The organism is Oceaniglobus ichthyenteri, from assembly GCF_003057885.1.
Taxonomy (GTDB): Bacteria; Pseudomonadota; Alphaproteobacteria; order Rhodobacterales; family Rhodobacteraceae; genus Oceaniglobus; species Oceaniglobus ichthyenteri.
Genome location: NZ_QAGK01000019.1, coordinates 29,339 through 41,971, shown reverse-complemented (window position 1 = coordinate 41,971; position 12,633 = coordinate 29,339). Strand labels below are relative to the sequence as shown.

Sequence of the window (12,633 nt, the reverse complement as noted above, 5' to 3'; positions counted from 1 at the left end):
TACCGGAACTTTGGCCGACTGGCACGCACCCGTCAGGATACCGAGCGATGACGCTCATCTCTTAGGTCGTGGTGCGCCACATCCGGAACCGGCCCTGCCCGGTCACTTCGCAGATCAAACCCCGCGCTTCCATCCAGACGAGGTTGCGCTGGACGGCGGCGCGGCTGGCACCGGTCAGGGTCTCGGCCATTGGGGCGGAGACGAGGGGCCATTCGGCCAGCACGGCGCGCAATGCTGGTGGTGTCTTGCCAGAGAGCGGGGCCATCATGGTTTCCGCCCGAGCTGACCATGCCTGGATATCGTCGAGGTGTCGCATTGCTGTCAGGCATGCTGTTTCCATTCCCTCGAGCCAACGCTCTAAGCGCTCAGCCGATGGGCCACTGGCGCGCAGCCCCCCTGCCCCGCGTGTAGCCAGAGGCGCAAAGATGGCCCCCCCATTCGAACTCGGGCCTTCGCTGGCGGCAATGCGTGCGGCGGTAACCGCCGCTTCCATCCGGTCGCCCTGTTGCCCGAGGCCCGCAAGGCTCCAGAGGTGAAACCCCATGCAGGCGCGTGTGATCGGGTGCAGGTCGGCGGCTTGCGCCATCAGGTCAAGCCAACCGCCCGCGCGATCCGCAAAGGGCTCGGCTTCATCCGCCATGTTTTCGGGGTCACGGCGATCGAGGAAAGCGGACAGGTCCACCCCTGGGCCGGGACCGCCTGTCAGACGCCGCACTGCCCATCCGACACGCGCGAGCGCTGCGGTGTCGTCCTGCACGCCGGACAAGCGCATGGATATCCAGAGCGCCAGCCGATCCGGGCCAATTCGGTCGCCTGCAAACCAGCTGAGGTCTGCCGCCTCCATCAGCGCGAGCCTGTGCCGCCAGCCCTCCGGACCACGGTGCAGACGGTCATCCAGTGCGCCAATCCGGCCAGCCACACGGGCGAGATGGGCGGCATTGCCTGCCTCTGCCTTCCGCCAATCGTCGAGGACTGCGGTTTCACGCAGCTCTGCCCTCGGTCCGGGCGGCAGATATTCCGGCTCCACTTCCATCGGACCGGGCAGGAACCACAGGTCGTCCTCAGACGCCTCTTCGAGCCCCTCCGCATCCACTAGAGGGTCGTCAAAAATATCATACTGCGTGGAAACTTGAGGCTTCATATGTGCAAAATACGGCACTTTTGCATTTTACCCAAGTGTTTTGTCAGAGTGCGCCTGCATACCTTATATAGCACGCGCGCTCGGTGGTCTGCGAGATTTCTCTGATCGCGCTCAGCGTATGGAATCCAAGGGGTTTTTGATGAGCAGCACCACAGAGAGAGCGGTTGCATTCGTTTACAAACGGTCGTTTATTGGCGCTATATGAAACTGCAAAAAGACTGTTTTGATGCCATTGATAGGCTATGCGCGCGTATCCACAGAGGATCAAACCCCCCTGCCCCAGTCGCAGGCCCTGAAATCTGCGGGTTGCGCCGAAATCTATGAAGAGCACGCCTCAGGCGGCAATCGCGCGCGGCCGGTGCTTGGGCGTGTGCTCGAACGCATCCAGAGTGACGATACGCTGGTCGTCGTGAGGATCGACCGGCTTGCGCGGTCTCTGTCGCATCTGCTGGAAGTGATCGAGCGGCTGGAGGCCAGGGGTGCGTTCTTTCGCTCGATCCAGGACCCGATCGACACTGGATCCCCGCAGGGCAAGTTCACGCTGCAGGTCTTGGGCGCTGCGGCCGAGTTCGAGCGCGCCCTGATCCGGGAGCGCACCAAGGCCGGCCTCGCCAGTGCGCGCACAAAGGGCCGCGTGGGCGGAAACCCTGGACTGCGGGCCAAAGACCCTGCCGCTCTTCGCAAGGTGCGGCTAGCGCGACAGGACGGCTACATGGAGCGTCTGAACGAAACGGCACAAGATTGGGTGCCCCATGTGCGCCGGTTGCGCCCCGACTTGGCCTGGGAAGACGTGGTGCGCATCATCAACGGCCCCTTGCCCGAGGCGCGTCGCTGGACCCAAAGCCGTCTCTTGCGCGCCGTGAAGGCCTATGTCCGCGACGGCTTCCTGCCCGAGACAGTTTTGGCCCGCGCCGGCCGCCGCGAAACCGACGACCGCCTGCCCGCCATCGTCGCCGCCATCAAGGGCGCGGATCCCGGCATTACGCTCCAGGCGATCTGTGAACGGCTGGAATCTATGCGCGAACGCACACCACGTGGCCGAACGAGATGGCAGCCGTCGTCAGTCAAGATGCTGTTGGAGCGGGCGGAGAGGCTGGGGCTGCTTGAGTAGCCTAACAACCTTGCAAATCCTCCACTACAGGGAAGGATTACAAGGTTGTGGTCAGTTTCAGGCACAGAAGCCGTCCGCTCATGCAAAGGGGTTGACGATGCGAAGCTGGCCTTCCACCAGCAGGCCATCTTGCATGTCCTCGCTCCACAGCGTGGTACACCCCGCAACCAAAGCGCTGGCCACGATCATCGCGTCGTAGATCGAGAAGCCGTAGCGTTCCGCCAAAGCGCGGCCGACGTCATGGGTCTGCACGGAGAGATCTTCGACGGGACACAAGGCGCGCACGCCTTCGAGAAAGGCCGCTGCTTCCTCCCAACCGAGGCCAGCTTTGCGGCGGCAGTTCACCAGTGACTCGTTTAGAACCTGAACGCTGATCCGGGGCCCCTGCCCCAGGATGACCTCGGCGCGATCGGCCTTTGGGCCATCGTCGAGCAGGTAAAGAACGACATTCGTGTCCGCGAACTCAGCGCTCATGTGCGTCGTCGCGGCTCAGACGTTCTGCTGCGGACAACTTGCCCCGGAAGCGGCGCAGGCCGGTAAGTACCTCATCCGCACGAGCAAGGCGACGGACTCTGACCCGACCGTCGTCCTTGACCAGGTCGATCTGATCACCCTCCTTGAGACCAAGCTCTCGGACGAGCTCCGCGGGCAAACGGACGGCCAGCGAGTTACCCCATTTTGCGACCTGCATCGTGACCTCCCATGCGGATATACGTCTTGTAATGTATATCCGAAAGGTTCCTAAGACAAGCCTGCCGCAAACCCTAGCTACTCTTGTGCATGACGCAGCGACTGACACCAAATCTAGAAAGAGCTTGCACGAATCTGATAGCTCGGGCAATAGTCTCGATAAATAACGCGCGATCACATAAAAAACGCGCCCACGAATCGAGGCAGAGATGAGCGAAGCTGAGCAGGACCTGGACATTGCCATCGGGCACTACGCAGAGCTTCTTGCGTCCAATCTTCATGCGCAACGTGCTGCCCACTTCCCTCCCGACGCCAAAAAAGTCATGCGCAGCCTGACCAGCGGCGAGGCGGCCGAGTTGCTTGGCGTCGATCATACCTACCTTCGCAAGCTTCATCGAGAAGGAAAGATCGCTGACGTCGAAACCACTGCGGGCAGCCACCGGCGATATACCCTCGATGATATCTGGGAGATTCGCCACGCTCTTGAGGCAAACGCGAAGAAGCCTGGAACCTACGTTCCGGGGCGTCGTGCCGGTGACGAGCTTCAGATTGTTTCTGTTGTGAACTTCAAAGGCGGGTCCGGGAAAACGACAACATCCGCTCACCTTGCACAGCGCTTGGCTCTCAAGGGATATCGTGTCCTTGCGATCGATCTGGACCCCCAGGCATCCCTTTCCGCGCTGCATGGCATCCAGCCTGAGCTGGACCTGATGGAGGGTGGCACGCTGTATGATGCGGTTCGCTACGATGAACCGGTCCCGATCTCGGACGTGATCCGCAAGACCTACATCCGTGGTCTTGACCTGATTCCCGGGAACCTCGAGCTCATGGAATTCGAACATGAGACACCGGCAGCCATTCAGCGTGGCGGCGCCCGCGCATTCTTTGCCCGTGTGCGCGACGCGCTCGACAGTGTCGAAGCGGACTATGACGTCGTCGTCATCGACTGTCCGCCGCAGCTTGGTTTTTTAACCATGTCCGCCCTTTCAGCATCTTCAGGGGTGCTTGTTACCGTTCACCCCCAAATGCTCGATCTGATGTCCATGTCGCAGTTTCTGCGAATGACCGCTGATCTGCTTGGCGTCATCCGGGATGCTGGCGCAAACCTTCGCTTCGACTGGCTGCGCTTTCTGCCGACCCGCTACAAGGTGGGTGATGCCCCGCAGACCGAGGTCATTGCTTTCATCCGGGGTCTGTTCGGCAGGTCAGTCCTGACCAACCACATGGTTGAGTCTACTGCGATCTCTGATGCAGGGCTGACGAAGCAGACGCTCTACGAGGCCGACAAGAAGGACTTCACGCGTCAGACTTTCGATCGTGCAATCGAATCCATGAACGCCGTCAACGACGAGATCGCGGCGATCATCCAGAACACGTGGGGACGCAATGGCAAGAAAGCCTAAACTGGGACTGCCACTGCAGACCCTGCGCAACGCGCCCGACGCTCTTGAAGGGCGCAGGCTGCGCGGCGGCGTTTTCGAAATCGAGCCTGACCAAATCGAAATCACAGGTCGGCTCGATGACAGGCTGCAGATTGAGACTGCGGGCCTCAAGGCGTCAATTTCCAAGAACGGACAGCGAGTACCAATCCTCGTCCGGCCGCTTGATGGTGATCGCTACAGCCTGATCTATGGCCGTCGTCGACTGGAAGCTTGCAGAGAACTTGGGATCAAGGTCCGCGCCATTGTCACAGAGATGGAGGGCGATCAGGCACTTCGTGATCAGCTGTTAGAGAACCAAGAGCGGCGGGATCTAAGCTTCATCGAACGAGCGCTTGTTGCCGCAGCCTTGCTCGACGGTGACCATCTGAGCGCATCCGAACGCACTAACAAGGGTGTCGCCGAGGTTCTCAATCTGACCGAGGCAGGAGTGTCGCAGCTGTTAAGCGTGGTCCGCACCGTTGGGGAGGACCTGGTCCTCGCCATCGGTGCCGCTCCGGGCATTGGTCGGCCCAGGTGGGAAGAGCTCAAGAAGTTGCTGGGGGCTACGGATGCCGATCGCGAACTGCTTGCAGCTTTGGCGGGTGAGGCCAAAACATCCTACCAAGGCGGTATTGACGAGAAATCCGATCATGCATTTTTGGCCGTCCTCTCTGCTGCAGGGAAGCCCGAACAGACCACATCCTCGTCTCGCCCTCGCGGGCGGCCCGGCACGGTGATTCCGGGGGTCGGTGCCGCCACTGTCACGACCGGACGTCGTGGAAAGCAACTCAAGCTCGAGTTGAAGGCCGAGGAGAGCGATTTTGTCAGCTGGCTTGAGGGCAACGCCCCGCAGCTGATCGCCGAGCTTCACGAGCGCTGGAAGCGTTCGGAAGACTGAGGAAGAGCAACAATCAAAAAGGAGGCACGAGACAGGCAGAAAAGAAAAAGGCCCCGAGAAGCAAGCTTCACGAGACCTTTCTTAGGTTTCGCACGGGACCAGCCCGCTACAAAACTTCAGTTTTCGCACCTCTGAATGTAGCGATCTGGCCCCTTTCCCGCAAGCGCAAAGCGATTCGCGGGCCAGGGAAATTTTGCCTTCGTGAATGACATCATGGATTACACACCGATTTCGCCGTTTATGCGGCCGATATCGCACGCCCATCTGCGCGTGGTCGAGCGTCCTGAGGCGTCTGTTCCCGGCAGGCCCGTCAACAAGTGGGAGCTCCTCCGCGAGCTGTCCAAGGCACAGGCGGCCTTTGGGGTTTCCGAGCGCGATCTGACCGTTCTTCAGGGGCTTCTCAGCTTCTTTCCGGACGATGCGCTTGGCGGGAACACCGAAATGGTCGTCTTCCCATCCAACAAGGCGATCTGCGAGCGGCTGAACGGCATGCCTTGCTCGACGATGCGCCGTCACCTCGCCCGGTTGGTAGAGGCACGCTTGCTCATGCGGCGCGATAGCCCCAATGGGAAGCGGTATGTGCGCAAGCGTGGCGAAGATCGGGTGGCCTTCGGCTTTGATCTCTCCCCGCTCTATTGCCGGGCCGAGGATATTGCACGGGCTGCAGAGGCTGTGCGTGAGGCCGAGGACCGTGTGCGGCGACTGAGGGAGGTAGTGAGCCTTATGCGTCGCGACTTGGCCGCTCTGGCGGAGTTCGGCGAGGAGATCCAGCCCGGGCTTGGCCTGTGGGACCAGCTCCGCGACAAGGCAGCCCTCACCGCCCGCGCTCTTCGCCGCAAACTCTCGCTTGAGGATCTGTCGGCATTTCGGACTGAACTGGAGACCCTTCTTGACCAGGCGCGTAATGTGATTGACGGTCCTGAAACAGAAGAAATGAACACCAATGATGCCCAATGTGAGCGTCACCATCATAATTCAAATAAAGAATCTATAGATCTTGAACCTGCCTTAGAAAAAGGCGGGGCGGCGGGACGCGCGCCTGATGATGATACGGGTGAGCCCGTGGCTGACCTTGAAGAGCCTGACACGAGGCGGGTGCCGAAAATCCCTCTCCACCTGGTAATCGCCGGCTGTCCCTCGCTCAAGACTTTCTATCAGGGCGACATTCGACACTGGCACCAACTTTTCGACGCGGCTTGTCATGTAAGGCCGGCCATGGGGATCAGTGTTTCTGCGTGGGAAGAAGCGCAACGCTGCATGGGACCAGAGCAAGCCTCGATCGTCGTCGTGGCCATGCTGGAACGTTTCTCTGACATCAGATCACCGGGTGGATACTTGCGGGCGCTGACGTCCAAGGCCGCGGCGGGCGAATTCTCTTGCGGTCCGATGGTCATGGCTTTGATCGGTCGGCGAAGTGCGGCTTAACAGCTGTTAAGTTTCAACGCCGCGGTGCTCAGTTGGCATGACTTAACAGCTGTTAAGTCGCCTCTTGGCAACCATACGATCATCGAGAGGCAAAGGAGTGTTGGTTTGAGGGTGACGGGAAATGAGATCGGGAGAGTGGCTTCCGGCGCCCGTCGTGGAGAAGATCTGATGACGAAAGCTGTCCAGAAAATCACCCTGTCCCCGTCCCGGGATATCCCTTTTGACAAACTGGTGTTGAGTCAGTCCAACGTGCGGCGCATCAAGGCTGGCGTGTCCGTCAAGGAACTGGCCGAAGACAGCGCCCGCCGCGGCCTCTTGCAGAGCCTGAGCGTGCGGCCCGTGTTGGCTGACGATGGCACCGAGACCGGCAAGTCGAGATCCCGGCCGGTGGCCGTCGGTTCCAAGCATTGTCCCTGCTGGTGAAGCATAAGTGTTTGGCAAAGACCACGCCCATTCCCTGCATCGTGCGCGATGCTGCGTCCGACATCCTGGCCGAGGATGATTCCCTTGCAGAAAACATGCATCGCGTCGCCCTGCACCCGCTCGACCAGTTCCGCGCGTTTGTGGCGCTGCGGGATAAGGGCCAGAGCGATGCAGAGATTGCTGCCGCCTTCACCGTGAACCCCGATCACGCGCGTCAGGTTCAGGTCTGGGATGTGATCCATTCATCCTGGAACAAGGAGCCATTCCAGATCCGGCGCATGCTGACCGAGACCTCGGTCCGAGCGTCCGACCGGCGCGCGGTCTTTGTGGGTGTTGAGGCCTACGAAGAGGCGGGCGGCACGATGCTGCATGACCTCTTTCAGGGCGATGACGATGGCTGGCTCGAGGACCCTGCCCTGCTCGATCGGCTGGTGACGGAAAAACTCCAGGCCGAGGCTGAGACGGTTGCGGTTGAGGGCTGGAAGTGGATCGAAGTCGCGCTTGACCTGCCCTACGGCTACAGCTACAGGCTGCGGTCCCTATCCGGCGATCCGGCACCGATGACGGATGAGGAAGGTGCGGCCCATGCCAAGCTGCTCGCCGAGTATCGGGCGCTGGAAGAGGAATACGCGGGTCAGGATGAGATCCCCGACAAGGTCGACACGCGGCTTGGCGTATTGGAAGCGGAGATGGAAAGGATCGAGACCCGGCCGTTGATCTTCGACGCGGAGGAGATCGGGCGGGCAGGGGCGTTCGTCACGCTCGACCGGTACGGCGCGCTGGCCGTCTATCGCGGCTATGTGCGGTCAGAGGATGAGCCTGTTGAGGAGGCAGCGGTCCAGGATGATACTGATCCTGCGGTGGCGGGGCAGGGTGCTGATCGTGATCTCACCGATGGCCATGGCAGTGCCGCTCCTGGCGGAACCATCATTATGTCGGGTGGCCAGCCTATCGGAGCTGACTTCCCGGAGGATGAGGATGACGGAGCGCTGAAGCCACTGCCCGAGCGGCTCGTAATCGAGTTGACGGCACACCGGACGCTGGCGCTGCGTGAAGCGATCGGGCGCTCGCCCGACGTGGCGTTGATTCTGCTGCTGCTGAAGATTGTGACGGACACCTTCCGCACTTCCTCTGCTTCGGGAAGCTGTCTCGAAGCCTCAGTGCGTCACATCTACATGCCGGCGCAGGCGAGCGATCTGAAGGACAGCGTGGTGGCAAAGCTGGTCGACGAGCGTCATGCGCCGGAACGATCTCGTGGCGCTGGACGATGAGGACCATGCCGAAGGGCAGGGGGCGGATGCCGAAGCGGCTGACAGCGTCAGTGAAGCTGACCTTCCTGCATTTCTGACGGATGACCTGCCTGCTGAAGGCGCGTCGATGCTGGCCTCGGAATAACGTGATCCAGCGGGGGGCGGAGATTCCGCCCCCAATCACCCTATAGTGTAATAATATCAATGGGATGAGTGCGATTACTCGCATTCAGAATGAAGAATCATGTCTACAACAACCATCATCGACACCGCACCCCTCGGGGCGCTGCGACGTGAGACTTCAAGGCCAATGCTCCCGATCTTTCACATGGGCATTTGGAGCATCCGTTGGCAATCTGACGGATGCCTGAAATCCAGAAGTTTCACCGGGACGTGGTGACTGGAGCAAGAGAGAGGTTTCGATCCGTTCTGCGATGGCTGAGACGATAGCGAGGCCAAGCCCGCTACCATCAGTTTTTGCATCTGCCCTCTCGAAGCGCCCTGTCAGGCGTTCGAGTGTTTGGGTTGCTACCGCGGGGCCCTCGTTCGCCACGATCAACTGCCCGTCGCTCGTGAGTGTAACCTCGACTGGGGCATTCTGCGCCCCGTGGCGTAGGGCGTTTTCCACCAGATTCCGGCACAGAATTCCCAATGCGTCGGGGTCGATATCAGACAAGACAGGCGTGTCCGGCAAGTTCAACATAAGGCGCCCGTTCTCTGTGCTGCGCGCAATATCTTCCACCACGACCCGAGTGATGGTTCTGACATCAGCGCTCTGGTCCATCCGAAGTCTACCGCCTTCCGCCCGCGCAAGCTGCAGGAGACGTTCGGACAGCCGAGCGAGACGCTTGAGCGTCGCCTCGATCTCGGCGGCGCGCGCGTCGATGGTCGGATCTTTGGTCTCTGACCGCAGTCGCTGCGCCTGGGCGATAGCGCCCGCCAATGGTGTCCTTAGTTCATGAGCCGCATTGGCTGCAAAACTTCGCTCAGCCTCGAACGCGTCGCGCAACCGAGCCAAAAGGCTGTTCAAGGTTGCAGCCAGCGGGCCGATTTCCGTCGGCAGGTCGGCCGCGGGTACTTCTGACAGGTCGCGCACGCCGCGCGCTTCAAGCCGCGTACGGAACCGATGGAGAGGGGCGAGGCTAAAGCGCACAGCGAGAATAATCGACGCGAGCGCCAACGGCAGCACAACCAGCAGCGGCAGGCCAAGGCTCATCTGGATTTCCCGAGCAACCGAAGCGCGATGCGCCAACGGTTCGGCCACGGTGATGCTGATCGTCCCCTGGAGCGCCGCGTCGCTGTAGAGGCGATGTGTGGCGTTCTGCCCAAATCCCGGACCATCGTATGGAGGAAACACGGCAGGGTCCGCCGCATGGGATTGCAGCAAAATGCGTCCCTCGGCATCGCGTACGATGTAGGTGAAGAACTCGTCATGCTCCCGGATCGGCGCGAGGCGCTGCGTCACACCCTGATCTTCTCGCCCGACGATGTCGGTCACGGCCAGCGGCAGGATGCGCTCGGCGGTTTCGCGTAGGGCGCTGTCGAAGACCTCATCCATCTCGCCCCGAACGATCACCGCGGTAACCGTGGCGGCGGCGAGCCAGAGGATCGTCAGCACAAGGCCGAGTGACAAGCCGAGCCGTACCTGAAGGCTGGATGGCCACATCATGGCTTGCCCAGCCGGTAACCCATGCCGCGCTCGGTCTCGATGATGGCGCTCCCCAGTTTCTTGCGCAGGCGGCTCACGTGCACCTCGATGGTGTTGCTCTCGACTTCGGCGTCGAAAGCGTAGAGCTTCTCCTCCAACTGCGCCTTGGACAGGAGCTGCCCGGGACGCGCCAGGAAGGCCTCGAAGAGCGCCCATTCCCGCGCCGTCAGCGGCACATGTCTGCCATCCCGATGGACGCTGCGCGCGGCAAGGTCGATGTCGAGCGGTCCGTGGGTCAGGATCGGGTTGGGGTTGCCGCTGTAGCGCCGCGCGACCGATCCGATCCGTGCCGACAGTTCCGACAGGTCGAAGGGCTTCACAAGATAGTCGTCAGCGCCCGCATTGAGGCCTTCGATCCTATCGGACACCTGGTCGAGCGCCGTCAGGATGATGACCGGCGTCACGTCTCCACGCGTCCTGAGGCCCTTGAGGAACCCGATACCACGTCCGTCTGGCAGCATGAGGTCGAGCAGGAGCAGGTCGTAGGAGGTTGCGCTCATCGCGTCTGCCGCCGCGTCTAGCCGCGTGACCCAGTCTACTGACTGGCCATCAGCTGCGATCTGGTCGCGCACGGCAGCGCCAAGAGTCGTGTCGTCCTCGATCAGCAATATGCGCATGGTCGTACCCGTCCTTTCCTGATGTCCCTCCATGATCCGTCTGGCTGACACGAAGCTGAAGCTTGTGGGTCGAGCCCCTTCAGGCTGCCGTCAGCTTCGCGGCGCATGAATGGCATCAAGAGGCGAGCCACTAGGAGTGTGCCCCATGAAGAAGACATTGACAATTATCGGCTTTCTCGCGGTCTTTCCGGTCGGCGCGGCGCTGGCTGACGACGATTGCTTCGTGCCGATGGCCGACTGGCAGCCGCGCGATGCTGTTGCCATGCTGGCTGAGGAAAATGGTTGGACGGTGCGCCGGATCAAGATCGATGACGGCTGCTACGAGATCGATGGGAGGGATGCCGAGGGGCGTGCGATCGAGGTGACTGTCCACCCGGCCACGCTGGAGATAATCGAGTTCGAATACGAGGACGACGAGGATGATCGCCGCGAGCGGGATCACGAGAGACGCGACGATGACTGATGCAGCGCGTCGCGACGGTAATGTCCCGGTGCCGGGCCTGCCGCCACTCTCCCGGCTTTCCCTAAACTCTCCTCTAGCTCTGACGGGCCCGGTGCTGGTTGCGTTGCCATGCCTGCTGGCGGCACTGATCGGGTTCAACACCTATGCGCCCTATGGCGCGGATGCAGCACTTGGCATTGCCGTCGGGGCCGCGGCAGTTGTCGCGATGGCACAGACCCTGATCCTCGCCGCACGGCCGCCGCTGGTGGAACCATTGTTCGGCGGTCTCGATCGCATGTACCGTTTCCACAAGTGGCTTGGTATTTCCGCAATGCTCCTGATGATCCTGCACCAGCAGATCGAGCCGGATTTCGAGCGTTTGGTGCGTGAAACCTCTCTTGGTGAACTTGGTGAAGAGGCGGGCGAACTTGCCTTCAACGCGCTTCTCGCCCTGGTTGCTGTCAGCTGGTTCCGGAGATTGCCCTTCACCCCACTGGAAATCCCCTATCAGATCTGGCGGTTCAGCCATCGTTTCATGGGGGCCCTTTTTGCAATCGTGGTCTTTCACCAGTTCTTCGTCGACCTGCCGACAGAGGTAGATCCATCGCTCTCGGTGCTTCTAAACACATTTGGCATCGCGGGAGTGATCGCGTGGATATTCACCGAGCTGGTCGCCCCGTACCTGCGGCGTAGAGAATTCACCGTCACAGAGATCAGCCAGACCAAGGACACCACCACGCTAACCCTCCGCCCCGAGGGGCGGGCAATGCGGTGGCGGCCGGGGCAATTCGCCTTCTTCCGCGCGCCAGAGGCAGGACTGTCCGAGCCGCACCCCTTCACGATCGCCAGCGCCCCGCGCCCTGACGGCACCCTGACGTTCTCCATCCGGGGCTTGGGTGGCTGGACACGAAGCCTGCTCGCCATCTTGCGGACCGGAACGCGCGTGCAGGTCGAAGGGCCATATGGACGGTTCAATTTCCGCAAGGGCGGTGCGCGCCAGATATGGCTGGCGGGCGGCATCGGTATCACGCCGTTCCTCGCCTGGGCCGAAAGCCTGAGCGAAGCGGATAGCCGCGACATTCACCTCATCCACTGCGTTCGGACACAAGAGGAGGCGATTGGGGTAGAGACGCTGCGCGCTGCGGCTGCCCGCAACCCGAGGTTCAGTTTCGAGGTGGTCGTTACGACGCGCGATGGCAGGCTCACGGCCGAGCGCCTGATTGGCGCGGTCCCTTTCGCGATCCGGCAAGCCGATTTGTGGTTCTGCGGCCCAACCGGTCTGAAGGACGGGATTCTCAAGGGCTTGAAAGCACAAGGCCAAACGCCTCGCCGTGTCCGCTTCGAGCAGTTCGAATTCACCTGAACGCGGGGCAGGGCGCATAGCCATGCCAGCCCTGTAGCCTGCGCTCGCATCTTTTTTTGGCCCCGCCCTCATCGGCGGGGCCATTTTCCTGACGGCAAGCTGAAGCAGGAATCGCTGGGGCGTCAGGATGCCCTCAGGTCGGGG

12 protein-coding genes and 1 pseudogene are annotated in these 12,633 nt (G+C 61.4%); 8 read left to right on the top strand and 5 right to left on the bottom strand.

Translation table 11 applies throughout. The features are described from left to right. Positions 1-61 precede the first annotated feature (61 nt). The gene (locus C8265_RS18275) at positions 62-1,141 is read right to left on the bottom strand and encodes a hypothetical protein (protein ID WP_040182667.1); all 1,080 of its coding nucleotides are present in this window, start codon (positions 1,139-1,141) and stop codon (positions 62-64) included. Positions 1,142-1,367: 226 nt separating this feature from the next. Here C8265_RS18275 and C8265_RS18270 point away from each other — a divergent pair, with 226 nt between their 5' ends. After that, positions 1,368-2,252, top strand: a complete 885-nt coding sequence (locus C8265_RS18270; RefSeq protein ID WP_009503864.1) for a recombinase family protein — start codon at positions 1,368-1,370, stop codon at positions 2,250-2,252. A gap of 78 nt (positions 2,253-2,330) precedes the next feature. Here the strand turns inward: C8265_RS18270 and C8265_RS18265 are convergent, their stop codons facing one another. Continuing rightward, positions 2,331-2,726 (bottom strand): PIN domain-containing protein, encoded by a 396-nt coding sequence (locus C8265_RS18265; RefSeq protein ID WP_009503865.1) that lies wholly within the window; start codon positions 2,724-2,726, stop codon positions 2,331-2,333. Beyond that, positions 2,716-2,943, bottom strand: coding sequence for an AbrB/MazE/SpoVT family DNA-binding domain-containing protein (locus tag C8265_RS18260; RefSeq protein ID WP_009503866.1), 228 nt, complete (start codon positions 2,941-2,943; stop codon positions 2,716-2,718). Before C8265_RS18260 ends, C8265_RS18265 begins: the two co-directional genes overlap by 11 nt. A gap of 208 nt (positions 2,944-3,151) precedes the next feature. Between C8265_RS18260 and repA the strand changes: the two genes are divergently transcribed. The 5 genes and pseudogenes from repA to C8265_RS19835 all read left to right on the top strand — a co-directional run bounded on the left by repA (position 3,152) and on the right by C8265_RS19835 (position 8,504). Next, on the top strand, positions 3,152-4,345 hold the full coding sequence (gene repA, locus C8265_RS18255; protein ID WP_009503867.1) for a plasmid partitioning protein RepA: 1,194 nt from the start codon (positions 3,152-3,154) through the stop codon (positions 4,343-4,345). Continuing rightward, positions 4,329-5,261, top strand: coding sequence for a plasmid partitioning protein RepB (gene repB / locus C8265_RS18250; protein ID WP_009503868.1), 933 nt, complete (start codon positions 4,329-4,331; stop codon positions 5,259-5,261). The genes repA and repB overlap by 17 nt, the downstream gene beginning before the upstream one ends. Positions 5,262-5,474: 213 nt before the next feature. Continuing rightward, entirely contained in the window at positions 5,475-6,686 is a 1,212-nt protein-coding gene (gene repC / locus C8265_RS18245) for a plasmid replication protein RepC (protein ID WP_009503869.1), read from the top strand. 168 nt (positions 6,687-6,854) lie between these two features. After that, positions 6,855-8,350, top strand: a pseudogene (locus C8265_RS18240) (ParB/RepB/Spo0J family partition protein); the annotation flags it as partial. Then, positions 8,346-8,504: a hypothetical protein gene (locus tag C8265_RS19835; protein ID WP_222481223.1), complete on the top strand. Its 159-nt coding sequence runs from the start codon at positions 8,346-8,348 to the stop codon at positions 8,502-8,504. The pseudogene C8265_RS18240 and the gene C8265_RS19835, both read left to right, overlap by 5 nt. A gap of 156 nt (positions 8,505-8,660) precedes the next feature. Here the strand turns inward: C8265_RS19835 and C8265_RS18235 are convergent, their stop codons facing one another. Then, positions 8,661-10,028 (bottom strand): sensor histidine kinase, encoded by a 1,368-nt coding sequence (locus tag C8265_RS18235; protein ID WP_009503872.1) that lies wholly within the window; start codon positions 10,026-10,028, stop codon positions 8,661-8,663. Beyond that, complete coding sequence (locus C8265_RS18230; protein WP_009503873.1) at positions 10,025-10,684, bottom strand: response regulator transcription factor; 660 nt, start codon at positions 10,682-10,684, stop codon at positions 10,025-10,027. The genes C8265_RS18235 and C8265_RS18230 overlap by 4 nt, the downstream gene beginning before the upstream one ends. A gap of 145 nt (positions 10,685-10,829) precedes the next feature. Between C8265_RS18230 and C8265_RS18225 the strand changes: the two genes are divergently transcribed. Continuing rightward, entirely contained in the window at positions 10,830-11,147 is a 318-nt protein-coding gene (locus C8265_RS18225; RefSeq protein WP_009503874.1) for a PepSY domain-containing protein, read from the top strand. Then, on the top strand, positions 11,140-12,489 hold the full coding sequence (locus C8265_RS18220; RefSeq protein ID WP_234978507.1) for a ferredoxin reductase family protein: 1,350 nt from the start codon (positions 11,140-11,142) through the stop codon (positions 12,487-12,489). Before C8265_RS18225 ends, C8265_RS18220 begins: the two co-directional genes overlap by 8 nt. Positions 12,490-12,633 lie beyond the last annotated feature (144 nt).

Bases quoted from the DNA above. Each gene is read 5' to 3' on its own strand.
- C8265_RS18275 (WP_040182667.1), bottom strand. From the start codon at position 1,141: ATGAAGCCTCAAGTTTCCACGCAGTATGATATTTTTGACGACCCTCTA.
- C8265_RS18270 (WP_009503864.1), top strand. From the start codon at position 1,368: ATGCCATTGATAGGCTATGCGCGCGTATCCACAGAGGATCAAACCCCC.
- C8265_RS18265 (WP_009503865.1), bottom strand. From the start codon at position 2,726: ATGAGCGCTGAGTTCGCGGACACGAATGTCGTTCTTTACCTGCTCGAC.
- C8265_RS18260 (WP_009503866.1), bottom strand. From the start codon at position 2,943: ATGCAGGTCGCAAAATGGGGTAACTCGCTGGCCGTCCGTTTGCCCGCG.
- repA (WP_009503867.1), top strand. From the start codon at position 3,152: ATGAGCGAAGCTGAGCAGGACCTGGACATTGCCATCGGGCACTACGCA.
- repB (WP_009503868.1), top strand. From the start codon at position 4,329: ATGGCAAGAAAGCCTAAACTGGGACTGCCACTGCAGACCCTGCGCAAC.
- repC (WP_009503869.1), top strand. From the start codon at position 5,475: ATGGATTACACACCGATTTCGCCGTTTATGCGGCCGATATCGCACGCC.
- C8265_RS19835 (WP_222481223.1), top strand. From the start codon at position 8,346: ATGCGCCGGAACGATCTCGTGGCGCTGGACGATGAGGACCATGCCGAA.
- C8265_RS18235 (WP_009503872.1), bottom strand. From the start codon at position 10,028: ATGATGTGGCCATCCAGCCTTCAGGTACGGCTCGGCTTGTCACTCGGC.
- C8265_RS18230 (WP_009503873.1), bottom strand. From the start codon at position 10,684: ATGCGCATATTGCTGATCGAGGACGACACGACTCTTGGCGCTGCCGTG.
- C8265_RS18225 (WP_009503874.1), top strand. From the start codon at position 10,830: ATGAAGAAGACATTGACAATTATCGGCTTTCTCGCGGTCTTTCCGGTC.
- C8265_RS18220 (WP_234978507.1), top strand. From the start codon at position 11,140: ATGACTGATGCAGCGCGTCGCGACGGTAATGTCCCGGTGCCGGGCCTG.